This window comes from Leifsonia sp. Leaf264, from assembly GCF_001422325.1.
Classification (GTDB): domain Bacteria; phylum Actinomycetota; class Actinomycetes; order Actinomycetales; family Microbacteriaceae; genus Orlajensenia.
In genome coordinates this window covers 219755-245048 of sequence record NZ_LMMR01000001.1, presented here as the reverse complement: position 1 = coordinate 245048, position 25294 = coordinate 219755, and the positions used below count along the sequence as shown (strand labels likewise).

Below are 25294 nucleotides of genomic sequence, written 5' to 3'. Positions count from 1 at the left end.
AATGGCGCGCGGCGCCGCCCGCGCCGAGCGTCGGCGGTCCTCCCTAGACTGATCGGGTGAGCCCCGATGCATCCGCGACGCCGCCGACCGACGACCAACTCGAGAAGCTCAGCCTCGAGCAGGCCTCCGCTCGCGCCGGCGAGCTGACCACCCTCATCCTCGAGGCGCGCGACGCGTACTACGAGCGCGATGCCGCCATCCACTCCGACCAGGAGTACGACGCGTTCGTGCACGAACTCGAGGCGCTGGAGCGCCTGTTCCCGGCCGTGCAGAGCCAGGACAGCCCCACCCTGACCGTCGGCGGACGAGCGGACTCGACCCTGTTCGACCCCGTTCAGCACGCCGAGCGCATGCTCAGTCTCGACAACGTGTTCTCGATCGAGGAGTTCGAACTCTGGGCAGCCAAGGTCGAGCGCGACGCCGGGCGCCGCGTCGACTACCTCTGCGAGCTCAAGATCGACGGTCTCGCCATCAACCTGCGCTATGAGCGCGGCGTGCTGGTGTCGGCGGCCACCCGAGGCGACGGCGTCGTCGGGGAGGACGTGACGGAGAACATCCGTTTCATCACGGTCATCCCCGAGAAGCTCGCGGGCACCGACCACCCCGACATCGTCGAGGTGCGCGGCGAGGTGTACTTCCCGGTCGAGCTGTTCCGCGAGCTCAACGCCGCCCAGGCTGCGGCCGGCGATCGGGTCTTCGCCAATCCGCGCAACGCCGCCAGCGGGTCGCTGCGCCAGAAGGCCGAGAACAAGACCGAGGCGCAACTCGCCCTCATGCACGACAGGCTCTCGAGGCTCCGGATGCTGGTGCACGGCATCGGCGCCTGGCGGAACCCTCCCGTGGCCAGCCAGTCCGAGATCTACGAGTTGTTGAAGACGTGGGGCCTGCCGACCTCGCCCTACTACCGCGTCGTGCCGACAGCCGCCGACGCATCGGAGTTCATCCGCTACTACGGCGAGCATCGCGACAGCGTGAGCCACGAGATCGACGGCATCGTCATCAAGGTCGACGAGCTCGAGCTGCACGACGAGCTCGGCGCCACCAGCCGCGCTCCGCGCTGGGCCATCGCCTACAAGTACCCGCCTGAGCAGGTGAACACGAAACTGCTCGACATCGTGGTCAGCGTCGGCCGCACCGGTCGCGCGACGCCCTACGCCGTGATGGAGAAGGTGCGCGTCGCGGGCAGCGAGGTGCGCCAGGCCACGCTGCACAACCAGGACGTCGTGAAGGCCAAGGGTGTGCTCATCGGCGACACCGTCGTGCTGCGGAAGGCCGGCGACGTCATTCCCGAGGTGCTCGGCCCCGTGGTCGAGCTGCGCGACGGCACCGAGCGGGCCTTCGTCATGCCAGCGGACTGCCCCGAGTGCGGCACTCCGCTGGCGCCGGCCAAGGAAGGCGACATCGACCTGCGCTGCCCGAACGCCCGCAGCTGCCCCGCCCAGGTGCGTGGACGCGTCGAGCACATCGGGTCGCGCGGCGCTCTCGACATCGAGGCGCTCGGCGAGGTGGCAGCATCCGCTCTCACCCAGCCCGAACGACCCGAGGTGCCGCCCCTCGTCACCGAGGCGGCGCTGTTCTCGCTGACCGTGGCCGACCTGTTCCCCATCGAGGTCGTCGTGCGCGACTCCGAGACCGGGTTGCCGAAGGAACTCGACGACGGCGCGGCCAAGCTCGACACGCCGTTCCGGCGGCGCCGGGCGAAGAAGGACGGCGCATTCGACCCGGATGCCGTCGACTTCAGCGGCGACGCGGATGCAGTTCCCTCGGCGAATGCGATCAAGCTCATCGAAGAGATCGAGAAGGCCAAGACGAAGCCGCTCGCGCGCATCCTCGTGGCGCTCAACATCCGTCATGTCGGGCCAGTCGCCGCCCGCGCATTGGCCGGCTGGTTCGGTTCCCTCGACGCGATCCGCGCCGCCAGCCGCGAAGAGCTAGCCGAGGTCGAGGGGGTCGGAGGCATCATCGCCGATGCCGTGCTCGACTGGTTCACCGTCGACTGGCACGTCGACATCGTCGACCGCTGGACGGCGGCGGGCGTGCAGTTCACGACGCCGGGGCACCCGGGCCCGGGAGCTGCGGCCGCGGCGGGCGGGCCACTCGTCGGTCTCACCGTGGTCGCGACAGGATCCCTCGAGGGCTTCACGCGCGAGGGGGCGCAGGAGGCCATCATCGCGGCCGGCGGCAAGTCGGCGTCCAGCGTCTCGAAGAACACCGACTTCGTCGCGGCGGGCCCCGGCGCCGGGTCGAAACTGGGGAAGGCCGAGACTCTCGGCATCCCGATCCTGGATGCAGACCAGTTCAGGCTTCTGCTGACCGGCGGCCCGGCCGCACTCGGATCGCTTGGAGGGAGCGAGAGTGAAGAAGAAGTGGACGAAGTCGAGGACTGACCCGGTCGCAGGCGTGGGCCCGGTCGCAGGGCGAGAGCCCACCGACGGGTCGGATGCGACGTCAGGGCCGGAGCCGAGCGCGGCTGACGACGAGCAGCGGGGAACGAGCCGCCGGTCGTTCCTGAAGGCCGGGGGAGTCGCGGCCGCGGGGGTCGTCGTGGGCGGAGCTGCCGGAGGCGCCATCGGAGGCGCCGTTGGCCATCAGGCCGGCGTCGACGAGACCTTCAACGACTTCACCGCCTACGACCCGCAGCAGAAGGCCGGCTTCGAGCACCTCATCGTCGTCATGGGCGAGAACCGCTCGTTCGACAACCTGCTCGGCTTCCTCTACAGCAAGGAGGACCTGCCCGACGGGCAGTCGTTCGACGGCCTGAACTTCGGCGACTACTCCAACAAGGCCCCCGACGGCACGCCCATCCATGTGCATCCGTACAGCGGCACCACCGACGAGATCATGGGGATGCCGAACCCCGATCCCGGCGAGGAATACCCGCACGTCAACACGCAGCTGTTCGGGACCGTCGACCCGCCGTCGAACTCCGACCTCGTCGTCAACGAGATGTCCGCTCCGTACAACGCCCCCGCGAAGCCCGGCCGACCGGCCATGGACGGGTTCGTGACCGACTACGTCATCAACTGGGCGAAGGTGAAGAAGGGCCACCAGCCCTCGCTCGAGGAGACGAGCCGCATCATGGGTTCCTTCACCCCCGACATGCTGCCCGTGCTCTCGACCCTGGCCAAGAACTTCGCCGTCTACGACGCGTGGCACTGCGCGGTTCCGTCGCAGACCTTCTGCAACCGATCGTTCTTCCACGCCTCCACCTCGCACGGGTTCGTCACGAACAAGGATCATGGCGGCTACGACAAGTGGCTCGACTCGGAGCAGTCCGACACGATCTTCAACCGGCTGGAGGACAAGAAGATCGGCTGGCGCATCTACTTCGACGCCATGCAGCTCGTGTCCTTCACGGGGGTGCTGCACGCGCCGGTGCTGGAGAAGTACTGGAAGACCGGTCACTTCGCGCTGATGGAGCAGTTCTACATCGATGTCGCGAACGGGGAACTGCCCGAGTATTCCTTCATCGAGCCGCGCATGACCTACAACCACAACGACTTCCACCCGCCGTTCGGCGAGTTCCGGGAGAGCGCTGTGAACGGCGAGACGATCATCGACAGCGCCATCTCCGACGTGAGAGCGGGCGAGGCCCTCATCCATCAGATCTACATGGCCGTGAAGGACAGCGCGACGAAGGGCGGCTCGAACGCGCTCAACACCATGCTGCTCATCACCTTCGACGAGCACGGGGGAACGTACGACCACGTGCCGCCGCCATCAGCCGTCCCGCCCGACACGAGCGGTCCCGGCGAGATGGACTTCGCCTTCGATCGCCTCGGATGCCGTGTGCCGGCCATAGCGATCTCGGCGTGGACCCGCTCCGGCACGGTCATCCACGACGAGATGCACCACGGCTCGGTGATCGCGACCCTGTCCCGGCTGCATGGCCTGAAACCGCTGACACGGAGGGATGCCGGAGCCAACGACCTGTTCAGCGCCGTCAACCTCTCCCAGCCCCGCGATCCGCGCACGTGGCCGTCGACGATCCCGCAGTACATCCCCCCGAACCCGCAGGCGTCGGAGCCGCATCCGGGCAATGCGCACAAGGACAAGCCGCTGAGCCCACCGGCCCGGGGCCTGCTCGGACTGCTGCTGGCGAAGTACGGCAGGCCGGATGAACTCGACCCGACCAACTACGGGGAGGCCTTCGAGCTGCTTCAGACCTACGGTGTCGGATTGTTCGGCGAGGGCGGCGATTAGAATCGATGAGACCCCCATCGACGTAACCGACGGAGACCCATGTCCGGAATCAGTGCCGAGCAGGTCGCGCACATCGCGAATCTCGCACGCATCGACCTCAGCCCAGAAGAGATCGCGACCCTCACCGCGGAACTCGACCAGATCGTCGACTCCGTCGCCAAGGTGACCGAGGTCGCCACGCCCGACGTGCCGGCCACGAGCCACCCGATCCCGCTCGAGAACGTCTTCCGCGACGATGTCGTCGGCGAGACCCTCACGGTGGAGCAGGCCCTCGCCGGCGCGCCCGATCACGACGGGTCGCGCTTCCGCGTCTCGGCCATCCTGGGGGAGGAGCAGTGAGCGACGACATCATCCGCCTGAGCGCCTCCGAGCTCGGAGAGCGCCTCGCGGCCCACGAGATCAGCGCCGTCGAGGCCACGCAGGCCTCGCTCGACCGCATCGCCGCCGTCGACGGCGGCGTGAACGCCTTCCTGCACGTGGCGACGGATGCCGCCCTCGCTGCAGCCCGCGACATCGACCAGCGGCGCGGCTCGGGCGAGAAGCTCGGACCCCTCGCCGGCGTTCCCATCGCCGTCAAGGACGTGCTCGTCACCACCGACATGCCCACGACAGCCGGATCCCGCATCCTCGAGGGCTGGGTCCCGCCGTACGACGCCACCTCCGTGCGCCTGGTGCGCGAAGCCGGACTCATCCCGATCGGCAAGACCAACATGGACGAGTTCGCCATGGGGTCCAGCACCGAGCACTCCGCCTACGGCCCCACCCATAACCCGTGGGCGCTCGACCGCATCCCCGGCGGCTCCGGCGGTGGCTCGGCTGCTGCCGTCGCCGCCTTCGAGGCGCCCATCGCGCTCGGCAGCGACACCGGCGGCAGCATCCGTCAGCCCGCACACGTCACCGGAACCGTCGGCGTCAAGCCCACGTACGGCGCCGTCAGCCGCTACGGCGCCATCGCCATGGCCTCCTCGCTCGACCAGATCGGGCCCGTCAGCCGCACCGTGCTCGACTCGGCGCTGCTGCACGACATCATCGGCAAGCACGACCACCACGACTCGACCTCGCTGCGCGACCGCTGGCCGTCGATGGCCGAGGCCGTGCGCAACGCCGACGTCTCGGGCATGCGCATCGGCGTCATCCGCCAGCTCGACGGCGAGGGCTTCCAGCAGGGTGTCCTCGACCGCTTCCACGAGTCGCTCGCGCTGCTCGAGAAGGCCGGCGCCGAGATCGTCGAGGTCAACACCCCGAACTTCGAGTACGCCATCTCGGCCTACTACCTGATCATGCCCGCCGAGGCCTCCAGCAACCTGGCAAAGTTCGACTCCGTGCGCTTCGGCATGCGGGTCACGCCCCAGGGCGGCGGCACGGTCGAGGACGTCATGAGCGCGACCCGTGAAGCCGGCTTCGGCGCCGAGGTGAAGCGCCGCATCATCCTCGGCACCTACGCACTCTCCGCCGGGTACTACGACGCCTACTACGGCAGCGCCCAGAAGGTGCGCACCCTCGTGCAGCGCGACTTCAACGCCGCATTCCAGCAGGTCGACGTGGTCGCGTCGCCGACGGCCCCCACCACCGCGTTCAAGCTCGGTGAGAAGTCCGACGACCCGATGGCCATGTACCTCAACGACATCGCCACCATCCCGGCGAACCTCGCGGGCGTGCCCGGCATCTCCCTGCCGTCGGGTCTCGCGACGGAGGACGGCCTTCCCGTCGGCATCCAGTTCGTCGCCCCAGCCCGGGCCGATGAGCGTCTCTACACCGTCGGCGGAGCTCTCGAGAAGCTGCTCGAAGCCGAATGGGGCGGACGACTGCTCGATCGCGCCCCCGACCTCACCCAGCTCATCGCCGCCCAGGAAGGTGCCCGCTGATGGCCCGCGCAGAACTGATGGACTTCGACAAGGCACTCGAGCTGTTCGAGCCCGTCATGGGCTTCGAGGTGCACGTCGAGCTCAACACCAAGACCAAGATGTTCTCGGATGCCCCGAACGTGTTCGGCTCCGAGCCGAACACGAACATCACCCCGACCTGCCTCGGGCTGCCGGGCTCGCTGCCCGTCGTCAACGCGCAGGCCGTGCGGTACTCGATCAGCCTCGGCCTCGCGCTCGGCTGCGAGATCGCGCCGTCGAGTCGCTTCGCGCGCAAGAACTACTTCTACCCCGACACCCCGAAGAACTACCAGATCTCGCAGTTCGACGAGCCGATCGCCTTCGAGGGCTCCGTCGACGTCGAACTCTCGGACGGGTCCATCGTGAGCGTGCCGATCGAGCGCGCCCACATGGAGGAGGATGCCGGAAAGCTCACGCACGTCGGTGGGTCCACCGGGCGCATCCAGGGTGCCGAGTACTCGCTCGTCGACTACAACCGCGCCGGCGTCCCGCTGGTCGAGATCGTGACCAAGCCCATCTACGGCGCCGAGCACAGCTCGCCCGAGCTGGCCAAGGCCTATGTCTCGACGATCCGCGACATCGTGGTCTCGCTCGGCATCTCCGACGCCAAGATGGAGCGCGGCAACCTGCGCTGCGACGCCAACGTGTCGCTCCGCCCCCGTGCTGCGGCCGGCGAGCCCGTCGCCCCGCTCGGAACCCGCACCGAGACGAAGAACGTCAACTCGCTGCGTTCAGTCGAGCGCGCCGTGCGCTACGAGATCCAGCGCCAGGCCGCGATCCTCGCGAAGGGCGGCAGCATCACGCAGGAGACCAGGCACTGGCACGAGGACACGGGGGAGACGAGCGCCGGACGCCCGAAGAGCGACGCCGACGACTACCGCTACTTCCCCGAGCCCGACCTGCTGCCCGTCGTTCCGTCAGCAGAACTGATCGAGGAGCTGCGTTCGGCCCTGCCCGAGCCGCCGGCTGCCCGTCGTCGTCGCCTGAAGGCCGACTGGGGATTCACCGACCTCGAGTTCCAGGACATCAACAACGCCGGCCTCCTCACCGAGATCACCGAGACCGTCGCCGCCGGCGCCACTCCCGCGGCCGCCCGCAAGTGGTGGACCGGCGAGATCGCCCGCATCGCCAACACCACTGACGCCGATGCCGCCAGCCTGGTGTCGCCGGCCGACGTGGCCGCGCTGGCCAAGCTGGTCGAGGCCGGAACCCTCACCGATCGCCTGGCCCGCCAGGTGCTCGAGGGCGTCATCGCCGGCGAGGGAACACCGCAGGAGGTCGTCGACGCCCGCGGACTCGCCGTCGTCTCCGACGACGGTGCCCTGATCGCAGCGATCGACGAGGCCCTGGCCAGCCAGCCCGACGTGCTCGCGAAGATCCGCGACGGCAAGGTGCAGGCGGCCGGCGCCGTCATCGGCGCCGTCATGAAGGCCATGAAGGGCCAGGCGGATGCCGCTCGCGTGCGCGAGCTCGTGCTGGAGCGGGCCCAGCAGGTCTAGCGGGTACCGGCTCGCAGAGGAGAGCCCGCTCGCAGAGGCACCTCTGCGAGCGGGCGACGACTGGATGCGCGAGGGTCTCAGCGAGTGGTCGCGCCCGTGATCAGGGCGAGGGACGTGTCGCCGCAGGCCGTCACCCGGCGGCCGTCGGGCAGTACGACGGATGCGTCCGGTGCGAGTTCGCGCACGGCATCCGTCACAGCGGGATCCCGGAGCAGCGCACCCGTCGCGAGCCGCGGGTCGGTCGACACGACGATGCGACCCGATGCGTTCACGAGGCTGGCCTCGTCGCCGAGCCTGCGCAATGTCGCCAACAACACACGTTCGGCGTCGGTCACGTAGACATCGGCGCCGACGACTCCGACGAGGCGGCCGTCGACGACGACAGGGTCGGTCAGTGTGAGGGTGTAGTCGTCGGTGCAGAGGTAGTCGACGTAGGGACCGGTGATGTGGCGGCGGCCCGTGCGCTCGGGCACCCGCCACCACTCGAGTGTCGTGTGGTCGCGGAAGCTCTCCGATGCCGGGTCCTCGACAGCCTCGAGCCGCCGGACGGTGCCGCGGCCTCCGCCGATGGCGAAGCCGTTGGCATCGCCGAGCCACCAGGCGAGATGCCAGGGCGCGTCGACGATGACCTGCGGGGCTGCGACGAACCCGGCGCCGACCACGAGGGAGCCCGCCCGCGCGAACTCCGGCCGGACGAGGTGCTCGACGATGTCATCGACGTGCCGGCGGGTGCGGGCCGCAGGATCGGCCAGCTCCGTCGCCAGCACCGAATTCCACTCGGCGATCGGGGCGAAGACGGCCCCGAACACCGCGGAGATGTCGGCGACCTGGGGGAGAGTCGGTGCGATCACGGGGCTGTGTCCTTCGATTCGAGGTCTGCTTTCGCGCCGATCAGCCAGTCCACTGCCTGACGGATGTTGTCGGTGGTGCGGAGTCGAGCCGCCGCCGGGTCGACGGCGCCGAGTGCGTCGATGACGGCCAGCTGGGCTGCGCGGTTGGCCTCACGATAGTCCTGCTCGCGCAGGCACAGCCACAACAGCGGGCCGAACTCGGACTGCAGCCGGATCTGCTCCCGCACGAGTCGCGCGGACTGGCTCAGTGCGGCGACCTCGAGGGCGAATCGCCCGGCACCGCGACGTGCCCCGACTTCGGAAGAGGTGTCGATGGCCGCGACCGTCGCCGCGAGGTCCGACACGTCCTCCGGGCTCGACCTGTCGGCCGCGAGCTCGGCCGCCATTCCGGCGATGGCGGCATAGTGCACGCCGAGGTCGCGCAGTTCCGCGCGGGAGTGCCCGCGCAGGCGTTCGGCGATGACCTGGCCGGTGCTGATGCCGCCGGAGGTGACGAAGCTCCCGCCGTCGCGCCCGCGTCTGGTCGTGACGAGCCCGCGTGTGCGCAGCGCCTCGAGAGCCTCACGGGCCGTGACGACGGCCACGCCGAACTGGCGCGCCAGTGCCGTCTCGCTCGGGAGCCTCTCCCCGTCGTGCAGCACGCCCAGGGTGATGGCATCGGTCAACCGCTGCTCGACCGCCTCGGCACGACCCGCACCGACGAGCGGAGCGAAGACGGCCGCGTGGGTGGCGGCGCCCCCGCTGATCGACTGCGGCATCCTGTTCCCCCGAATCTGTGACACGACCGTAACATGTCGCTCGCAACTTAGACATCTGGATCCATATGATTTGAATCAGTACCCACGAGGAGGCTTCTGTGAACGCAGTTCCGGCCATTCGCCTGAATGGATTGACGAAGGAGTTCGGCGGCGTCACAGCGGTCGACGGCGTCGATCTCGACATCGTCGAAGGGGAGTTCTTCTCGATGCTCGGGCCGTCGGGATCAGGCAAGACCACGGTGCTGCGCCTCATCGCCGGCTTCGAACAGCCCACGAGTGGCAGCGTCGAGCTCTTCGGGCGCGACGTGACCCAGGCCGCGCCGTTCGACCGCGACGTCAACACGGTGTTCCAGGACTACGCACTCTTCCCTCACATGTCCGTCGTCGAGAACGTGGCCTACGGGCTCCGCGTGCGCGGCATCGGGCGCCGCGAGCGCACCGAGCGGGCGCGCGAGGCGCTCGACAAGGTGCGGTTGGCGTCGTTCGCAGACAGGAAGCCGTCACAGCTCTCCGGCGGCCAGCGCCAGCGCGTCGCCCTCGCCCGGGCCACGGTCGTGCAGCCGAAGGCCCTCCTGCTCGATGAGCCGCTCGGGGCACTCGACCTGAAACTCCGGGAGCAGATGCAGGTCGAGCTCAAGGAGATCCAGCGCGACCTCGGGATCACCTTCATCTTCGTGACCCACGATCAGGACGAGGCGCTCACCCTCAGCGATCGCATCGCCGTGTTCAACGAGGGCCGCATCGAACAACTCGGAACGCCGTTCGAGATCTACGACGCGCCGGTCTCCCGCTTCGTGGCCTCGTTCGTCGGTACATCGAACCTGCTCGACGACGCTGCCTCGCTGGCGCTCCTCGGTCGTGCCGGCGTGCATTCGATCCGTCCCGAGAAGCTCGCAGTCTCGGGTCAGGATGCCGGGGCTCCCGGGGCCCCGGGCACAGTCGCCGAGGTCGTCTACTCCGGCAGCAGCACCCGACTCATCGTCGACCTCGACAGCGGCCAGCGCCTCACCATCCTCGAGCAGAACGACAACGCGCGGCTCGCCGACGACGCCCGCGGCGACCGAGTTCACGTCGCGTGGAACGACGCCGACGTGGTGTCGCTCGGCGCGTCCACAGCGACAACCAGGACCTGAACGTCACGTCACAGCAGCAGCACCCAACCAGAGGAGTAAGCAATGAAGCGCACCACAGCGCGGACGAGCAGGGCCGTCATCTCGGGCCTCGCTCTGGCATCCGCCACCCTCCTGCTCACAGCGTGTGGAACCAGCAGCGGGGGTGGGGCCTCGAAGGCCGAGGCCCCGGACTCCCTCGGCGACACCGAGGGCGCCATCTCCATCCTCGCCTGGCCCGGCTACGTCGAGGACGGGTCGAACGACCCGACCGTCGACTGGGTGACCCCCTTCGAGGATTCGACGGGCTGCAAGGTCACCACGAAGACCTTCGGAACCAGCGACGAGGCGTTCAGCCTCATGAAGACCGGGGACTACGACGTCGTCTCGGCCTCCGGTGACGCCTCCCTGCGCCTCGTCGCGTCGGGTGAGGTGGCTCCGGTGAACACCGACCTCATTCCGAACTACGAGGGAATCTACGACTTCCTCAAGATGCGCGAGTGGAACAGCGTCGACGGCGTCTCCTACGGAATCCCGCACGGCTACGGCGCCAACCTGCTGATGTACAACACGAAGGAGGTGACCCCTGCTCCCACGTCATGGGACGTCGTGTTCGACGGATCCGACGCGTACGCCGGCAAGGTGACCGCCTACGACTCGCCCATCTACATCGCCGACGCCGCGCTCTACCTCATGAAGCACCAGCCCGACCTCGGGATCGAGAACCCCTACGCCCTCGACGCCGACCAGCTGGCGGCATCCGTCGACCTCCTGAAGCAGCAGCGGGCGAACGTCGGCGAGTACTGGTCCGACTACCTCAAGGAGATCCAGGCCTTCGAGACCGGCGACAGCGTCGTCGGCACGACGTGGCAGGTCATCAAGAACTCCCTCGCCGAGGGGACGCCGGCCGAGGCGATCCTGCCCGAGGAGGGAGCGACCGGCTGGAGCGACACCTGGATGGTCGCGTCGAAGGCGAAGAACCCGAACTGCGCCTACGCGTGGCTCGACTACATCGCCAGCCCCGAGGCCAACGCAGCGGCCACGGGCTACTTCGGCGAGGCCCCGTCGAGCCAGGCCGCGTGCGAGTTCCGCACCGACTGCGATTCCTACCACGCCGGTGACGAGGACTACGCAGCGCAGATCTGGTACTGGACCACGCCGATCGCCGACTGCGTCGACGGACGAACCGACGTGGAGTGCACCGACTACTCCGAGTGGACGGCCGCCTGGCAGGAGATCAAGGGCTAGGAGCAGCATCCGCTGCCCGATTCCCGACAGCGCCGGCCAGCGGCCGGTGGAAGGACGACGTGAGCACCATCACACCCCCACCGCCCGTCAGGGCCGCGGTCGCACCTCCTCGTGCGTCCGCGGCCCGGCGCGGCTCCGCCCTGCTCAGCAGGCACCGGCGGCTCAGGCTCGGGCTGCTCCTCAGCGCACCCCTCGTCTGGCTCGGCCTGGTCTACATCGTCGCCCTCGTAGCGCTGCTGGTCACGGCCTTCTGGAGCGTCGACAGCTTCACCGGTGAGATCACCCAGAGCTGGACCCTCGACAACATCGTGACGGTCATCACGGGATCGCTGTACCAGACAGTCACGGTGCGAACCGTCGGCGTCGCCCTCGCCGTGACGCTCATCGACGTGGCGATAGCCCTGCCGATCGCATTCTTCATGGCGAAGGTCGCTTCGCCCCGGATGCAGCGGATCCTGGTGATCGCCGTGCTCACGCCCCTCTGGGCCAGCTACCTGGTGAAGGCCTACGCCTGGCGTTCGGTGCTCTCCCAGGACGGCATCCTGAACTGGTTCCTGCAGCCGTTCGGCGGCGAGACGCCCGGATACGGCCTGCCGGCGACGATCATCACCCTGTCCTACCTCTGGCTGCCCTACGTGATCCTGCCCATCTACGCCGGCCTCGACCGCGTGCCGGACTCGCTGCTCGAGGCATCGGGCGACCTCGGCGGCAAGACCTGGTCGACCCTGCGGCTCATCGTGCTGCCCATCATCTGGCCGGCCATCATCGCCGGGTCGATCTTCAGCTTCTCGCTCTCGCTCGGCGACTACATCACCGTGAACATCGTCGGCGGAGCGAACCAGATGCTCGGAAACCTCGTCTACACCAACGTCGGCGCGGCCAACAACCTGCCCCTCGCGGCGGCGATAGCGCTGATCCCCATCGTCATCATCTTCGGCTACCTCGCGCTCGTGCGTCGCACGGGCGCGCTCGACAACCTCTGAAAGGCCGGAACGGATGCGTCTCTCCCGCCCCGCCCGCGTCATTCTGGGCTCGGTCACCGTGGTGATCCTCGCGCTGGTGTACATCCCGTTGTTCGTGGTGTTCGTCAACTCCTTCTCCACCAGCACCAGCCTCAGCTGGCCGCCGCCGGGCTTCACCCTGGAGTGGTGGGGGAAGGCGTTCCAGAGCACCGGCGCCCTGAACGCCGTGCTCACGAGTGTGCAGGTGGCCATAGTCGCGACCCTCGTCGCGCTCGTGCTCGGCACCCTGATCTCCCTCGCCCTCCAGCGCTTCGAGTTCTTCGGGCGCGATGCGGTCAGCCTCCTCGTCATCCTGCCGATAGCACTGCCCGGGATCATCACGGGCATCGCGCTCAACAACTTCTTCCGCACCATGCTCGGGGTGCCGCTGTCCATCTGGACCGTCGTGATAGCCCACGCGACGTTCTGCATCGTGACGGTCTTCAACAACGTGATCGCGCGCCTGCGGCGGCTCGGCATGAACTTCGAGGACGCCTCGGCCGACCTCGGCGCCGGACTCTGGACCACGTTCAGGCTCGTGACGTTCCCGCAGCTGCGCTCGGCGCTTTTCGCCGGCGGACTGCTCGCCTTCGCGCTGAGCTTCGACGAGATCATCGTGACGACGTTCACGGCGGGTTCAGGCGTGACCACCCTGCCGATCTTCATCCTCGACAACATGTTCCGGCCGAACCAGGCACCTGTCGTCAGCGTCATCGCGGTGGTGCTGGTGCTGGTCTCGATCATCCCGATCTACTTCGCGCAGCGCCTGGCGGGCTCTGAGCAATCCCTGAAGTGACAGCCTGTTCGCAGACCGGCATCCGTAGGCTGGGGATCCTCCACTCACGAAACGGGATCGAATCATGGGCTTCCTCGACTGGCTGAACGGCAACACCGCGTCGTCGGCTTCGCAGCAACGACCGGCGCCACGACCGGGCTACGGTGCAGCACCGCGCGGCCAGGCTCGCACGGCAGACGAGATCGCCATCGAGCGCTATCGCTACCTGCTGCGCACGGCTCCGCCCGAGACCATCGAACAGGCCCACACCGAGGCCTTCGCGCAGCTCACCCCGGCACAGCGCACCCAGGTGTTCCAGGAGCTGAGCGCGTCGGCGGCACCCGGTGAGGCGCCGCAGTCGGACTCCGCGGACTCCCTGGCCCGGGCGGCGACGCGGTCGGAGCTCCGCTCGCCCGGCTCGGTCGAGCGCACCTTCTCACGGCCCGGCGGAATCGGCTTCGGCGGAACGTTCGCGAGCTCCATGCTCGGCACCGTCGCCGGCTTCGTCATCGGCTCGGCCATTGCCGACGCCTTCCTTCCCGGCATCGGCGACGGCGGCGGCATGGACGGCGCGGGCATGGATGCCGGCGGGCAAGGAGCTGGCGGATCTGGCGATGCCGGCGGCACCGCGAGCGCCGACGGCGGCGGATGGGACGGCGGGGGAGACTTCGGCGGTGGCGGAGACTTCGGTGGTGGCGGAGACTTCGGCTTCTGAGCTGCGGATGCCGCCCCGCACACGTGACTGTCTGCGGGTACGGCTACCCTCGTGAGTGATGAGCAAGCAGGACGGGCGTTCCCGGCAGGTGAACACGACGCCTGTCGACGACACGGGCGCGACGATCCTGCACGTCGACATGGACGCGTTCTTCGCGTCGGTGGAGTTGCTCAGCCGGCCTGAGCTGCGCGGTACCCCTGTCATCGTCGGCGGCATCGGCCCTCGATCCGTGGTCTCGGCGGCCAACTACGAGGCACGCCGCTACGGCGTCAACTCGGCCATGCCCATGTCGCTGGCGCTGCGTCGCTGCCCGAATGCGACGGTGCTCCCTGGAAGCTACGACCTCTACGCGAAGTACTCCCGACAGGTGCTCGCCATCTTCGAGGACGCCACTCCGCTGGTCGAGCCGCTCTCCATCGACGAGGCCTTCCTCGACGTCGCCGGAGCACGGCGGGTCCACGGTTCCCCGAGCGAGATCGCGCAGATGATCCGGCGCAGGGTCGAGGCCGAGACCGGCCTCACGTGCTCGGTCGGGGTGGCCGGCACCAAGTACGTCGCCAAGGTGGCGTCGAGCCGCGCCAAGCCCGACGGCATGCTCGTGGTTCCGGTGGCCGAGACCCTCGCGTTCCTGCGCCCCCTCGCCGTCGGTGCGCTCTGGGGGGTCGGCCCGACGACGGAGCAGACCCTCCGCCGCCTCGGCCTGTCGACAGTCGGAGACGTGGCAGACACGCCGTTCGACGTCCTGCGCTCCACGTTGGGCGACGCCCTCGCGGCCAAGCTGCATTCGCTCGCCAACGGCATCGACCCCCGCTCGGTGTCGACGCAGCGCGAGGAGAAGAGCATCGGGCGGGAGGTCACGTTCAGCTACGACGTCACCGACGAGAGCGAGATCCGCCGCGCCATGCTGCGTCAGGCCGATGACGCGGCTGCTCGCCTGCGGGCCGCGGGCCTGGTGGCGCGCACCGTCGTGCTCAAGCTGCGCTACACCGACTTCAGCACCGTGACGAAGTCGCGGACCCTCGCCGAACCAACCGACGTCGGCCGCCGCATCTACGAGGAGGCCATCGCCGCGTGGGACGCGCTCGGGGCCGCCGGCAAGCGCATCCGTCTCATCGGGGTCAGGGTCGAGCAGCTGGGGGAGAGCGGCTCGGGCCTCAGCCTCTGGGATCCCGACGAGGACTGGCGCGACGCCGAGACCACGATCGACGAGGTCGCGGCGCGGTTCGGCAAGGGCAGCATCCGTCCCGCTGCCCTCCTCCGTCCCAAGAAGCAGCCCTGAACCCTCCACCCGCCCCTATCGCGCCGGGAGAGCGCGAGGTAGCGTGAACGCATGACGAACCTTGTTGCACAGCTCGCAGATTCGGCCAAGGACTTCGGGGTGCAGGCGGCCTACGGTGATCCGATCGAGGTCGGCGGATCGACCGTGATCCCCGTCGCCATAGTCTGGTACGGCTTCGGCGGTGGCAGCATCGACGAGGCAACGGGCGACTCCAAGGTCGCCAACCTCAAGGGCGTCGGCTCCGGCGGTGGCGGCGGTGGCTACTCCATCCCGATCGGCGCCTACATCAGCCGCGCTGGCCGGACGCGCTTCGAGCCCAACACGATCGCGCTGCTCACCGTGGGCGTGCCCTTCGTGGCGACAGTGGGGTGGGCGCTGCGCCGCTTCATCCGCGCGTTCCGCTAGAGACGCCTGACGCGGCGAATCTCCGTCCCGGGCTGCACCGTCCGTGCCTCGTGACGGCGGATGCGCGCGCCCGGGTCTAGACTCGAGCCGAACACGGGAGTCCGGTATGCCGGGCTGAGAGGAAGGTTCTCAACCTTCGACCGTCGAACCTGATCTGGATCATGCCAGCGCAGGGAGGCAGAACATCTCATTTCCCGTGCCCTCTTTTCCGCGAAGCGAAAGGGCACGACAGTGCAGAACACGAACATCACACCGACCTCATCCGATTCTGGGACCACCGGCCGAGGCGTCGGTCCACGGTCGAGCCGCGGGTATCGCTGGCGCGTCGTCGACATCGTCGTCGCCAGCGTCATCGGCGTCGCATCCGGCGTCATCTTCTGGGCCTGGGGGCTGGCCTGGACTCCGCTCTCCGGAGTGCTGGCCTTCACCCCGGGCCTCGAGGGCTTGTTGGCGGGCGGATGGCTCTTCGCCGGCGTTCTCGGCGGGCTCGTCATCCGCAAGCCCGGCGCCGCGATCTACACCGAACTCGTCGCCGCCGTGGTGTCGATGATCATCGGAACGCAGTGGGGCTTCTCGACGCTCATCTGGGGCCTGGTGGAGGGCCTCGGAGCGGAGATCGTCTTCGCCATCTTCCTGTACCGCAGCTTCAACATCGGCGTGGCCCTCCTCGCCGGCGCCGGGGCCGGCGTGGCCGTCGGCCTGCTCGACACCACCTTCACCAGCTATGCCGCACTCGAACTGCAGTACAAGATCGTCTACCTGGTCTCGGCCGTCGCCTCCGGGGCCGTAGCCGGGTTGCTGTCGTGGTTCGCGATGCGCGGTCTCGCCAGGACTGGAGCCCTCGGGCGGTTCGCAGCCGGTCGGGAGACGAGGTCGGTCGAGGCAGACGCTCCCGCCCTGTGAGCACCTCATCAGGCGCCCGGGTGACGGCGAGCGGATGGGGCTGGCGTCACGCCGGCCGCCGTTCGCACGCCGTCTCCGGGCTGGACCTTCGGATCGAACCCGGCGAGAGGGTGCTGCTGCTCGGCCCGTCCGGCGCGGGCAAGAGCACCCTGCTCGCCGCTCTCGCCGGAGTCCTGGGCGGCGACGACGAGGGCGAGGAGAGCGGCCGACTGGCGATCGACGGCTCAGACCCGCGTCACAGCCGCGGGCGCGCCGGGCTCGTGCTCCAGGATCCCGACGCTCAACTCGTGCTGGCCCGCATCGGAGACGACGTGGCCTTCGGCTGCGAGAATCTCGGGGTACCGCGTGAGGAGACCTGGCGGCGGGTCGGAGAGGCGCTGGACTCGGTCGGCCTCGACCTTCCGCTCGACACTCCGACGTCGGTGCTCTCCGGTGGTCAGAAGCAGCGCCTCGCCCTCGCCGGCGTGCTCGCCATGCGGCCCGGCCTCGTACTCCTCGACGAGCCGACGGCCAACCTCGACCCCGACGGAGTGATCGAGGTGCGGGATGCCGTCGCTCGGTCGCTCGATCGCACGGGCGCAACGCTCATCGTCGTCGAGCACAGGGTCGATGTCTGGCTGCCCGTCGTCGACCGCGTGATCGTGATCGATCCCGCCGGTGGCCTGCTCGCCGACGGACCGCCGGAGTCCGTGCTCACGGGGCACGGGGAGCGGCTGGCAGCCGCCGGCGTGTGGGTGCCCGGCTGGCCGCCCGCAGCGCCAGTACGGCGACGGGACTCGGTGCCGGCCGCATCCGTGCTGACTGTCGATGACGTCGCCGTCGGGCGTACGCCGTTCGCAGCACGGCGTCCCGAGGTGGCGGCGAGCGGAATCTCCTTCGAGGTCGCGGCGGGGCGGGCGCTCGCCCTCACCGGCCCGAACGGTTCGGGCAAGTCCACGACGGCCCTCACCATCGCCGGGCTCCTCGCGCCTGTCGATGGGGCTGTCAGGGCGTCGCGGATGCTGGCGGATGGCCTCGATCCATCGCCGCACCGGTGGCGCAGCCGCGAGCTGCTGCCGCGCATCGGCACCGTCTTCCAGGATCCCGAGCACCAGTTCCTCGCCCCCACGGTGCGGACCGAGCTCCTCGTCGGACCGCGCGCGGTCCGCATGGATCCGGCGGCGGCATCCGCTCGTGCCGACTCCCTTCTGGAGCGCCTGCGACTGAGTCGGCTCGCCGAGGCGAACCCCTTCACCCTCTCGGGCGGCGAGAAGCGTCGGCTCTCGGTCGCAACGGTGCTCGCCACGGCTCCCGGGCTGCTGGTGCTCGACGAGCCGACCTTTGGCCAGGACGCCATCACCTGGGCCGAGCTGATGGCATTGCTCGCCGAACTGCTCGACCAGGGCACGGCGGTGGTGGCTGTCACCCACGACAGGCACGTCGTCGAGGCCATCGCCGACACCGAGTACTCGTTCACGTCACGGTCGAGCGCCGAGGTGGTGCGATGAGCATCCTGACGCCGACCATCCGTCCCAGCCTCGTCGCCCGGATCAATCCCGTGGCCAAGCTCGGCGCCGCACTGCTCATCAGCATGACGTTGCTGCTCTCCATCGACGTGGTCTCAGCTGCTGTCGCGCTGGCCCTCGAGGCCGTCCTGCTCGGCTTCGCCGGACTGAGCGCCCGGCAGTTCTGGCTGCGCACCTCCCCGCTCTGGATCGCCGCACCGCTCGCCGGCCTCACCACAGTGCTCTACGGCGTGGATTCCGGCGCCGTGCTGTGGGAGTGGGGCTTCATCTCGGTGACGGAGGGATCGCTGGGTCTCGGTGTTGCGATCATGCTCCGAGTGCTCGCGATCGGCCTCCCGGGCATCGTGCTTCTCGCCACCACCGACCCCACCGATCTCGCCGACGGCCTCGCACAGGTGGTGCGCCTCCCGGCCCGGTTCGTGCTCGGCGCGTTGGCCGGTCTCCGGCTCGTCGGGCTCGGCATCGAGGACTGGCGCTCGCTCGGCCTCGCCCGGCGCGCTCGGGGAGTGGCCGATGCGCGCGGCCCCATCGGGACTGTGCGCCGGTTCACGGGGCAGGCCTTCGCGCTCCTCGTCATCTCGGTGCGCCGCGGCAGCAAGCTGGCGACGGCGATGGAGGCCCGCGGCTTCGGGGCCGACGATGTACCGCGCAGCTGGGCACGCCCGTCGACCTTCGGGCCTCCCGAGTACGCGCTGCTGGCCATCGGACTCGCGATCTCGCTCGCGGCTGCCGCAGCGGCCGTGTGGGCGGGGACCTGGAGCTTCGTCCTTGCCTGAGTGGTGCTCGCCAGCCAGCGCGGTCTCGCGGGTGCTCGCGCTGGCTTTGGGGGAGAACGCAGCACAATCCCGCCCGACCACCATCCTCATCGACGGGCCGTCGGGCTCGGGCAAGTCCAGTTTCGCCGTTGCTCTCGTCGCTGCGTGGCCGGACGTGCCGCGTCCGACCTTGGTGCGCCTGGACGACATCTACCCGGGGTGGTCCGGGCTGGATGCGGCATCCGGGGCCGTCGCGTCGAGCCTGCTCGCACCGCGCGCGGTCGGCCTCGACGGGGGCTGGGAGGGATGGGACTGGGCGGCGTCGGTCCCCACGGACTGGCACGTCGTCTCGGCCTCGGAGCGGCTCATCCTCGAGGGTTGCGGGGCCCTGTCCAGGGCGGCGGCGCCGCTGGCCGGAGTGCGGGTCTGGATCGAGGCGACGGATGCCGTGCGCAAGCCCCGTGCCCTCGCTCGCGACGCCGGCGCCTTCGACGCCCACTGGGAGCAGTGGGACGCCCAGTGGAGACGCTACGTGGCCCGCGAGCATCCGTCGTCGCATGCAGACGTGTTCGTGCGCGGCGACTGACCGCGAGTAGGTTGGAGGAATGACACCTGCAGAGCCCCACGACGTCGCCTACATCGCCGAGTTCACCGACGGCCCGCTCGAGGGAGAGATCGAGAGCCGCAGCCTGATCGGCGGTACCGCCGAGAAGCGCGTCGGCCGACTGGCCGCGGTCGACGGCCTCGAGTCGCTGTTCTGGTACGACGCGATCGACGAGCGCGACGTGAACGGCGAACTGCACGTGCGATTCCGCTTCGACGCCGGCGACTCCGATCCCGTGGAGTCGGAGGACGAGACCTTCTGAGCGTCGGCCGCTAGCGCGGGGTGCTCGTCGAGCTCTCCGCGCCTGAGGTCTGCGATTCGATCAGCGAGGTCACCATGGGGATCGGGTTCATCAACCGCCATCCCAGGCCGGGATCGCGAATGGCCTGCGAGAGCTTGAGGGCCACGGATGCGTCTCCATCGCCCACGCGGACGTGACCGACCAGGGCACCCTCCGACTTGGTGCTGAAGTCCTCGACATCGACGGTGGTCGACGACGAACCCGACTTCCAGGCCGAGCGGGTGACGGCCTTTCCCGTCACGCCATCGGCCTGCGCGCCCCACGGGGCGCTGAAGTGCACGTACGCGGTCGACTTCGCGATCACGTCGACGGGTTCGGCGCTCTGTTCGGCGCTCGTCGCGAAGGCCTCGATGGCACCTTCCAAGGTCTCGTAGTCCGGCTGACGGATGAATGCGCCCGACACCGTGACGGCGGAGTCATCGGCTCCGATGGTCTTCGTGAAGAGATAGCAGACGCCGGCCGGGTCGGTGAAGCTGCGCGAGATGCCGAAGACCCCGAGGTCGGAGAAGAAGTCGGTGGTGTTCTCCACTCCTCGCGCGTTCACGAGGGCGGTGGCCGGCTTCGAGAGGATGTCGTGCAGAGTGGGCTGCTGCGTGAGCAGCGTTCCGAGGATCGCGGCATCCGTCGCCGTTCCCACGGTGTTCTCGCTGAGCCCCGTCGCGTCGGCGACGGTGGTGTCCTTCATGCCGTTCTTCGCCAGCCACGCGTTCGCTGCCTCGAGGTAGGCGTCGACGGAGCCGAACGCCCACCGGACCAGCGTGTCGGCGTGATTGTTGCTCGAGCCGAGGAGCACGGCCTGGAGCACCTGCTGCTCCGTCCACTTCTCACCGCGGAAGACCGGCAGAGTGCGGGCACCCTCTTTGCTGTAGTCGATGTATCCGGCGTAGTCGGGTGTCGTGATCGTGATCTTCTCGCCGGCCTTGCCGACGGCGAGGGGCTTCTCCTCGATCGTGACGAGCGCGGCGATGACCTTCGCGATGCCGGCGATGGGCACGGCATCGCGGGTTCCGGCGACAGCGAGGGGCTTCGTCTCGCCGACGGCGATGACGGCACTCGCCCCATCGGTGGGAAGAGTCGGGGGCGTGGCGTCGGCGGCGGGGTTCGCGGGGCTGAGCACCTCGGCGTGCACGGCCGGCAGGGGCGCCAGCAGCGTCACCGGGCCGTAGACGCCGATGCCGAGGATGACGACCACGCCGAAGAGGATGCCGAAGAAGCGGCCGGGGCGGAAGTCCATGGCATCAGGTTAACCCGGCCGATCCGTCTCGCCGGCTCGCCACACTCGTTTCGCGGCTAAGCCCAGCCGAGGTCGTGCAGGCGGTCGTCGTCGATGCCGTAGAAGTGCGCGATCTCGTGCACGAGGGTGATGTGGATCTCGTCGCGGAGTTCCTCCTCGTCGTCGCAGATGGCCAGCAGCGGCTCGCGATACAGGATGATGCGATCGGGCATCTCCCCGAAGCCGTACTGCCCGCGCTCGGTGATGGCGACGCCGTCGTAGAGGCCGAGGAGGTCGAGCGAGCCGTCCTCCGGGCGGTCCTCGACCACGAAGATGACGTTCTCGAGGCCGTCGACCATGTCGTCGGGCAGCTCGTCGAGTTCGTCGATCACGAGCTTCTCGAACTCCTCGGCGTTCAGGTCCATGCGCTCATCGTGTCACGATGCGAGCGTGTCAGGCTGACACCAGAGTGCCGCCGAGCCACCACAGAAGGGCCGAGACGACCATGGCCGCGAACGGCACCCAGACGGCGCTGCGGTCCCGTGCCATGAGGATGATCGCCCCTATGGTGCCGATGACCGTCACGACGATGGGCCCGTAGACACCGAGTCCGAAGCCGAGCGGATCGGGATCCGAGTCCATCGCCCAGAGCAGCCCGCCGAAGAAGAAGGCGACCGCGAGCGCCGCTGACACCAGCAGCAGGAGCACGGTGATCGTGATGTCCACGGCGCGCGCCGTGGTGGTGCGGTCGGCCATGCTCATCCTCCGTCGCGGATACGAGAAAGGCCCCGGATCTCTCCGAGGCCTTCTCTCTGGGGTGAGTAACGGGGCTTGAACCCGCGACCTCCTGGACCACAACCAGGCGCTCTACCAACTGAGCTATACCCACCATGCGCCGGTCGAGAACGCCGGATGAATCCAGCGCCGCGCGAAAGGCAACTAGAGAAGTGTATTACACCCGGGAGGTGAAATCTGACACGACGGATGCCGCAGCAGCCTGCGCCTCCTCCGACGTAGGCCCGGGGTCGGGCACGAACATGGCACGACGGTAGTACTCGAGCTCGCGGATCGACTCGAGGATGTCGGCCAGGGCGCGGTGTCCGCCGGCCTTCGGGGGAGCGTTGAAGTAGATGCGCGGGAACCACCGGCGGGCCAGTTCCTTGATGGACGAGACGTCGACGACCCTGTAGTGCAGTTGCGCGTCGAGGCGCGGCATGAAGGCGTGCAGGAAGCTGCGATCGGTTCCGATGCTGTTGCCTGCGAGTGGCGCCTTGGCATCGGCCGGCACGTGCTTGAGCACGTACTCGATGGCCTGGTACTCCGCGTCGGCGACGCTCACACCGTGGGGGATCTCGTCGATGAGGCCGGACTCCGTGTGCATGTTGCGCACGAAGTCGCCCATGCTCTCGAGTGCGCTGTCGTCGGGCTTGATCACGATGCTGATGCCGCCGTCCAGGGGCTTCAGGTCGTAATCGGTGATCACTATCGCGATCTCCACGAGTTCGTCGACGGCGAGGTCGAGTCCGGTCATCTCACAGTCGACCCAGACGAGTCGATCCACACCACTGCTCATGAGGCGAGTCTACGTGCGCCGGGCGACACTCGATCAGCCGGCGCGGATCCGTAGACTGGAAGGATGCTGCTCGAGCTCTACACCTCAGCCTTCTGCGAGCCCTGCATGCAGACCAGGGCCGTCGTCGCCGAGGCCGCGCGTCTGGTTCCGGATGCCGAGGTCGCGGAGTACGACGTCGCGAACAACATCGAGGTCGCCGAGGCCGAGAACATCCGTTCCACGCCGACCATGATCGTGCGGTCGGCTGACGGCTCAGAGGTGTTCCGGGCCGCAGGGGTGCCGACCCTGGCCCAAGTGCTCGTCGCCGCGGCGAAGGCGCTCTGAGCGGCTGCCTGCGAATACACTGGAGCGGTTGCCTCCGTAGCTCAGCGGATAGAGCAGAGGGTTTCTACCCCTTGTGTCGCGGGTTCGATTCCTGCCGGAGGCACTTTCGCCCCGTCGCGATTCTGATGTCGTCTGGTCGCCATAGCGTGGCTGCATGAAGCGATGCTTCCGTTGCTCAGCAGTCAAGCCTTCCTCGGAGTTCAACACCTCGGCGAAGACCGCTGACGGCCTCCATTCGTATTGTCGAGAATGCCAGCATCAGCATTACCTCGACCATCGTGAAAGACATATGGAGAACGTCCGGCGTTCTCGCGATGCTCGGCGCAACGAGGCGCGGGCTCTGGTCGCCCGGCGTTTTGCCGCGGGCTGTGTCGATTGCGGTATCGCGGACATCCGTGTTCTTCAGTTCGATCATGTGCGCGGAACGAAGCTGGATGCGGTCAGCACGATGATCCGAACCGGTCGTAGCCTGACGGCGATCAGCGCCGAGATCGACAAGTGCGATGTGCGTTGTGCGAACTGCCATGCCATCGCGACGATCGCCCGCCTCGGTGCGTCCTGGCATGACCGCTTTCTGGTGACCTAGAAAAGGAGCCCAGCGGTGGCACTCGGCGCCTCACGCCTCGTCGGCGATGAACGCATCCTCCTGCGGTCCGGCGGGTGTGTAGTCGGGCGAGCGCTTGCGGAAGGCCAGCCCGAGCAGCGGGAACAGGAGCACGCTCAGCAGGCCGGCGCCGACGAGAGACGCCGCGGTCCCCGTCGAGAGATCGCCCTCGTCGACTCCGATACTGGTGACGGCGACGATGATCGGCAGCGCCGTGGCGCCGAGCAGGCCGATGGCCACCCTGTCGACGCGAGCCGATCCCGGTGGAGCTGCGATGACACTCGGCAGGCCGCGCACGAGGAGGAACAAGAGCAGGAAGATCGGCAGCAGAAGCAGGTTGCGCATGTCGCCCAGCAGCGCGGCGAGGTCGAAGGTGATGCCGGTGTTGATGAAGAAGATGGGGACTAGGAAGCCATAGCCCACCGCCTCCAGCTTCGACTCGATGATCTCGGCATCCTTCTCGGGTGCACCCGTGAGCAGGAGTCTGTACAGGATGCCGGCCGCGAATGCGCCGAGGAGCATGTCGAGCCCGAGGGCGATGCTCAATGCCGCCAAGGCGAGCAGGATGAAGATGACGAGCCGAACGGCGAACTGGCCGCTGGTGTGCAAGGTGGACGTGACGATCAGGTGCAGTCGGCGCCCGTAGCCCTTGGCCGCCAGCCAGATGGCGATGCCGGCGATGGCGGCGAACGCGATCAGCACGACAGCGGCGACGCCGGGCGTCCGGCCGCTGAGGAACAAGGAGATGGCAAGGAGCGGACCGAATTCTCCGACGGCACCGACGGCGAGGACGGCGATTCCGAAGGGCGTCTTGAGCTCGCCGGCATCCCGCAGCACCGGCAGCAGGGTGCCCAGTGCGGTCGAGGTCAGGGCGACGCCGATGAAGATGCCAGCGCCGAAGGTGGGCGCCAATGCGATGCCGATGATCACCCCGGCGACGAGCGAGATCAGCCACCCGAGAGTCGCCCTCTTGAGCGGTCGTCCCTTGATCGTGGCGAAGTCGATCTCGTTGCCGGCGAGGAAGAACAGCATGGCGAGCCCGAACTCCGACAACAGGTGCACGAAGTCGTCGGAGTGCACCCAGCCGAGCACGGCAGGACCGAGCAGCAGGCCCAGCAGGATCTCGAAGACCACGAGCGGTATCGGTACGAGGCGCCCGAAGAGCCGGGCGAGCAGTGGTGCCGCGACAGCGATCGCCGGTACGAGCACCATGGTGCCCAAGGAAACGTCCATGGATCCTCCGACTGGAAGCTGGGGAACTACCGATACGGCGGGTGCCGTCTTCGGATGATAGCGGCGAGCCGCGCGAGGGGTAGGTCGCCACAGCGCGGGGCTGCCACACTGGGCTGCATGCGTCGTGGACTCGCTGCATCCGTCATCGTCATTGTCGCCGTACTCGCGGGAACGGCGGGGTGTGCCGGCGACGAGCGCGCCGGCTCCGGGCGCCCCGTCGCCACCTTCCAGGTGGTGGATGAGACCTTCCGCATCGAGCTCGTCACGCCGGAGCTCATCGACCATGCGCAGCGACTCTTCGACGGTGAGGAGATCGCGGCGATTCCCGTCGGGAAGATCGTGCGACCTGATCCCGAGGTGAACACGGGCTGGCACTGGCATATCGACCCGACGACCCTCGAGTTCGCCGACGTCACCACCGAGGTGTGCGACGGCCTGCCCTCCTTCGTCGAGGACGAGACCCTCACCAGCGACACCTACTGCCCCTGGAGCGCGAAGATCGTCGCCATGGACTATCCGGAGGGGTAACGAGTCCGAAACGAGCGCGCAGTAG

General features: G+C 68.5%; 27 protein-coding genes, 2 tRNA genes and 1 riboswitch. Of the genes, 21 read left to right on the top strand and 8 right to left on the bottom strand.

The features are described from left to right. Positions 1 to 56 precede the first annotated feature (56 nt). The 5 genes from ligA to gatB are packed head-to-tail and all read left to right on the top strand — an operon-like array spanning position 57 to position 7585. Positions 57 to 2387: an NAD-dependent DNA ligase LigA gene (ligA, locus tag ASF30_RS01185; RefSeq protein WP_055900360.1), complete on the top strand. Its 2331-nt coding sequence runs from the start codon at positions 57 to 59 to the stop codon at positions 2385 to 2387. Then, positions 2356 to 4203, top strand: a complete 1848-nt coding sequence (locus ASF30_RS01180; protein WP_235480227.1) for an alkaline phosphatase family protein — start codon at positions 2356 to 2358, stop codon at positions 4201 to 4203. Before ligA ends, ASF30_RS01180 begins: the two co-directional genes overlap by 32 nt. A gap of 39 nt (positions 4204 to 4242) precedes the next feature. Beyond that, positions 4243 to 4542: an Asp-tRNA(Asn)/Glu-tRNA(Gln) amidotransferase subunit GatC gene (gatC, locus tag ASF30_RS01175; RefSeq protein WP_055819045.1), complete on the top strand. Its 300-nt coding sequence runs from the start codon at positions 4243 to 4245 to the stop codon at positions 4540 to 4542. Then, positions 4539 to 6068, top strand: a complete 1530-nt coding sequence (gatA, locus tag ASF30_RS01170) for an Asp-tRNA(Asn)/Glu-tRNA(Gln) amidotransferase subunit GatA (RefSeq protein WP_055900357.1) — start codon at positions 4539 to 4541, stop codon at positions 6066 to 6068. Before gatC ends, gatA begins: the two co-directional genes overlap by 4 nt. Beyond that, positions 6068 to 7585, top strand: a complete 1518-nt coding sequence (gene gatB / locus ASF30_RS01165) for an Asp-tRNA(Asn)/Glu-tRNA(Gln) amidotransferase subunit GatB (RefSeq protein WP_055900355.1) — start codon at positions 6068 to 6070, stop codon at positions 7583 to 7585. The genes gatA and gatB overlap by 1 nt, the downstream gene beginning before the upstream one ends. A 77-nt stretch (positions 7586 to 7662) precedes the next feature. Here gatB and ASF30_RS01160 read toward each other — a convergent pair whose 3' ends face one another. Next, on the bottom strand, positions 7663 to 8436 hold the full coding sequence (locus tag ASF30_RS01160; protein WP_055900352.1) for a cache domain-containing protein: 774 nt from the start codon (positions 8434 to 8436) through the stop codon (positions 7663 to 7665). Continuing rightward, positions 8433 to 9218, bottom strand: a complete 786-nt coding sequence (locus ASF30_RS01155) for a FadR/GntR family transcriptional regulator (RefSeq protein WP_235480226.1) — start codon at positions 9216 to 9218, stop codon at positions 8433 to 8435. The genes ASF30_RS01160 and ASF30_RS01155 overlap by 4 nt, the downstream gene beginning before the upstream one ends. A gap of 74 nt (positions 9219 to 9292) precedes the next feature. Here ASF30_RS01155 and ASF30_RS01150 point away from each other — a divergent pair, with 74 nt between their 5' ends. The 12 genes from ASF30_RS01150 to ASF30_RS01095 all read left to right on the top strand — a co-directional run bounded on the left by ASF30_RS01150 (position 9293) and on the right by ASF30_RS01095 (position 19755). After that, positions 9293 to 10327, top strand: coding sequence for an ABC transporter ATP-binding protein (locus ASF30_RS01150; RefSeq protein ID WP_157496852.1), 1035 nt, complete (start codon positions 9293 to 9295; stop codon positions 10325 to 10327). A 42-nt stretch (positions 10328 to 10369) separates the two neighbouring features. Then, on the top strand, positions 10370 to 11551 hold the full coding sequence (locus tag ASF30_RS01145) for an ABC transporter substrate-binding protein (RefSeq protein ID WP_055900344.1): 1182 nt from the start codon (positions 10370 to 10372) through the stop codon (positions 11549 to 11551). 59 nt (positions 11552 to 11610) lie between these two features. Beyond that, positions 11611 to 12534, top strand: coding sequence for an ABC transporter permease (locus ASF30_RS01140; protein ID WP_200918405.1), 924 nt, complete (start codon positions 11611 to 11613; stop codon positions 12532 to 12534). A 13-nt stretch (positions 12535 to 12547) separates the two neighbouring features. Then, positions 12548 to 13348, top strand: a complete 801-nt coding sequence (locus ASF30_RS01135; protein WP_055900341.1) for an ABC transporter permease — start codon at positions 12548 to 12550, stop codon at positions 13346 to 13348. Positions 13349 to 13412: 64 nt separating this feature from the next. Further along, complete coding sequence (locus ASF30_RS01130; protein ID WP_055900338.1) at positions 13413 to 14042, top strand: hypothetical protein; 630 nt, start codon at positions 13413 to 13415, stop codon at positions 14040 to 14042. 58 nt (positions 14043 to 14100) lie between these two features. Continuing rightward, on the top strand, positions 14101 to 15321 hold the full coding sequence (locus ASF30_RS01125; protein ID WP_055900336.1) for a DNA polymerase IV: 1221 nt from the start codon (positions 14101 to 14103) through the stop codon (positions 15319 to 15321). Positions 15322 to 15372: 51 nt separating this feature from the next. Continuing rightward, positions 15373 to 15726: a hypothetical protein gene (locus ASF30_RS01120; protein WP_055900334.1), complete on the top strand. Its 354-nt coding sequence runs from the start codon at positions 15373 to 15375 to the stop codon at positions 15724 to 15726. A gap of 83 nt (positions 15727 to 15809) precedes the next feature. Beyond that, positions 15810 to 15919, top strand: a riboswitch (TPP riboswitch). 38 nt (positions 15920 to 15957) lie between these two features. After that, entirely contained in the window at positions 15958 to 16629 is a 672-nt protein-coding gene (locus tag ASF30_RS22450; protein WP_235480225.1) for an ECF transporter S component, read from the top strand. Continuing rightward, positions 16626 to 18116 carry an ABC transporter ATP-binding protein gene (locus ASF30_RS01110; RefSeq protein WP_157496849.1) on the top strand — a complete coding sequence of 497 codons (1491 nt, stop codon included), beginning with the start codon at positions 16626 to 16628 and terminating at the stop codon, positions 18114 to 18116. Before ASF30_RS22450 ends, ASF30_RS01110 begins: the two co-directional genes overlap by 4 nt. After that, the gene (locus ASF30_RS01105; protein ID WP_055900331.1) at positions 18113 to 18910 is read left to right on the top strand and encodes an energy-coupling factor transporter transmembrane component T family protein; all 798 of its coding nucleotides are present in this window, start codon (positions 18113 to 18115) and stop codon (positions 18908 to 18910) included. The genes ASF30_RS01110 and ASF30_RS01105 overlap by 4 nt, the downstream gene beginning before the upstream one ends. Next, the gene (locus ASF30_RS01100) at positions 18903 to 19475 is read left to right on the top strand and encodes an ATP-binding protein (protein WP_235480224.1); all 573 of its coding nucleotides are present in this window, start codon (positions 18903 to 18905) and stop codon (positions 19473 to 19475) included. The genes ASF30_RS01105 and ASF30_RS01100 overlap by 8 nt, the downstream gene beginning before the upstream one ends. A gap of 19 nt (positions 19476 to 19494) precedes the next feature. Next, complete coding sequence (locus ASF30_RS01095; RefSeq protein WP_055900329.1) at positions 19495 to 19755, top strand: hypothetical protein; 261 nt, start codon at positions 19495 to 19497, stop codon at positions 19753 to 19755. Positions 19756 to 19765: 10 nt separating this feature from the next. Here the strand turns inward: ASF30_RS01095 and ASF30_RS01090 are convergent, their stop codons facing one another. The 5 genes from ASF30_RS01090 to orn form a co-directional block, all read right to left on the bottom strand. Next, positions 19766 to 21028, bottom strand: a complete 1263-nt coding sequence (locus tag ASF30_RS01090; protein WP_055900327.1) for a D-alanyl-D-alanine carboxypeptidase family protein — start codon at positions 21026 to 21028, stop codon at positions 19766 to 19768. Positions 21029 to 21084: 56 nt separating this feature from the next. Beyond that, entirely contained in the window at positions 21085 to 21432 is a 348-nt protein-coding gene (locus tag ASF30_RS01085; protein ID WP_055900324.1) for a metallopeptidase family protein, read from the bottom strand. Between the two features lie 28 nt (positions 21433 to 21460). After that, entirely contained in the window at positions 21461 to 21763 is a 303-nt protein-coding gene (locus tag ASF30_RS01080; protein WP_055900321.1) for a hypothetical protein, read from the bottom strand. Between the two features lie 57 nt (positions 21764 to 21820). Continuing rightward, positions 21821 to 21896: transfer RNA gene (locus ASF30_RS01075), tRNA-His, on the bottom strand. Between the two features lie 63 nt (positions 21897 to 21959). Further along, complete coding sequence (orn, locus tag ASF30_RS01070; protein ID WP_055900318.1) at positions 21960 to 22580, bottom strand: oligoribonuclease; 621 nt, start codon at positions 22578 to 22580, stop codon at positions 21960 to 21962. A 63-nt stretch (positions 22581 to 22643) separates the two neighbouring features. On the opposite strand from orn, the gene ASF30_RS01065 reads away from it, so the two are divergent. From ASF30_RS01065 to ASF30_RS22445, 3 genes are all read left to right on the top strand, one after another. Next, positions 22644 to 22904: a thioredoxin domain-containing protein gene (locus tag ASF30_RS01065; protein WP_055900315.1), complete on the top strand. Its 261-nt coding sequence runs from the start codon at positions 22644 to 22646 to the stop codon at positions 22902 to 22904. Between the two features lie 30 nt (positions 22905 to 22934). Continuing rightward, positions 22935 to 23007, top strand: a tRNA-Arg gene (locus ASF30_RS01060). Positions 23008 to 23058: 51 nt separating this feature from the next. Beyond that, on the top strand, positions 23059 to 23490 hold the full coding sequence (locus ASF30_RS22445) for a hypothetical protein (RefSeq protein ID WP_157496847.1): 432 nt from the start codon (positions 23059 to 23061) through the stop codon (positions 23488 to 23490). 30 nt (positions 23491 to 23520) lie between these two features. Here the strand turns inward: ASF30_RS22445 and ASF30_RS01050 are convergent, their stop codons facing one another. Next, positions 23521 to 24741, bottom strand: coding sequence for a cation:proton antiporter (locus tag ASF30_RS01050; protein WP_055900309.1), 1221 nt, complete (start codon positions 24739 to 24741; stop codon positions 23521 to 23523). A 117-nt stretch (positions 24742 to 24858) separates the two neighbouring features. Between ASF30_RS01050 and ASF30_RS01045 the strand changes: the two genes are divergently transcribed. Continuing rightward, positions 24859 to 25269 (top strand): BP74-related protein, encoded by a 411-nt coding sequence (locus tag ASF30_RS01045; protein WP_055900306.1) that lies wholly within the window; start codon positions 24859 to 24861, stop codon positions 25267 to 25269. Positions 25270 to 25294 lie beyond the last annotated feature (25 nt).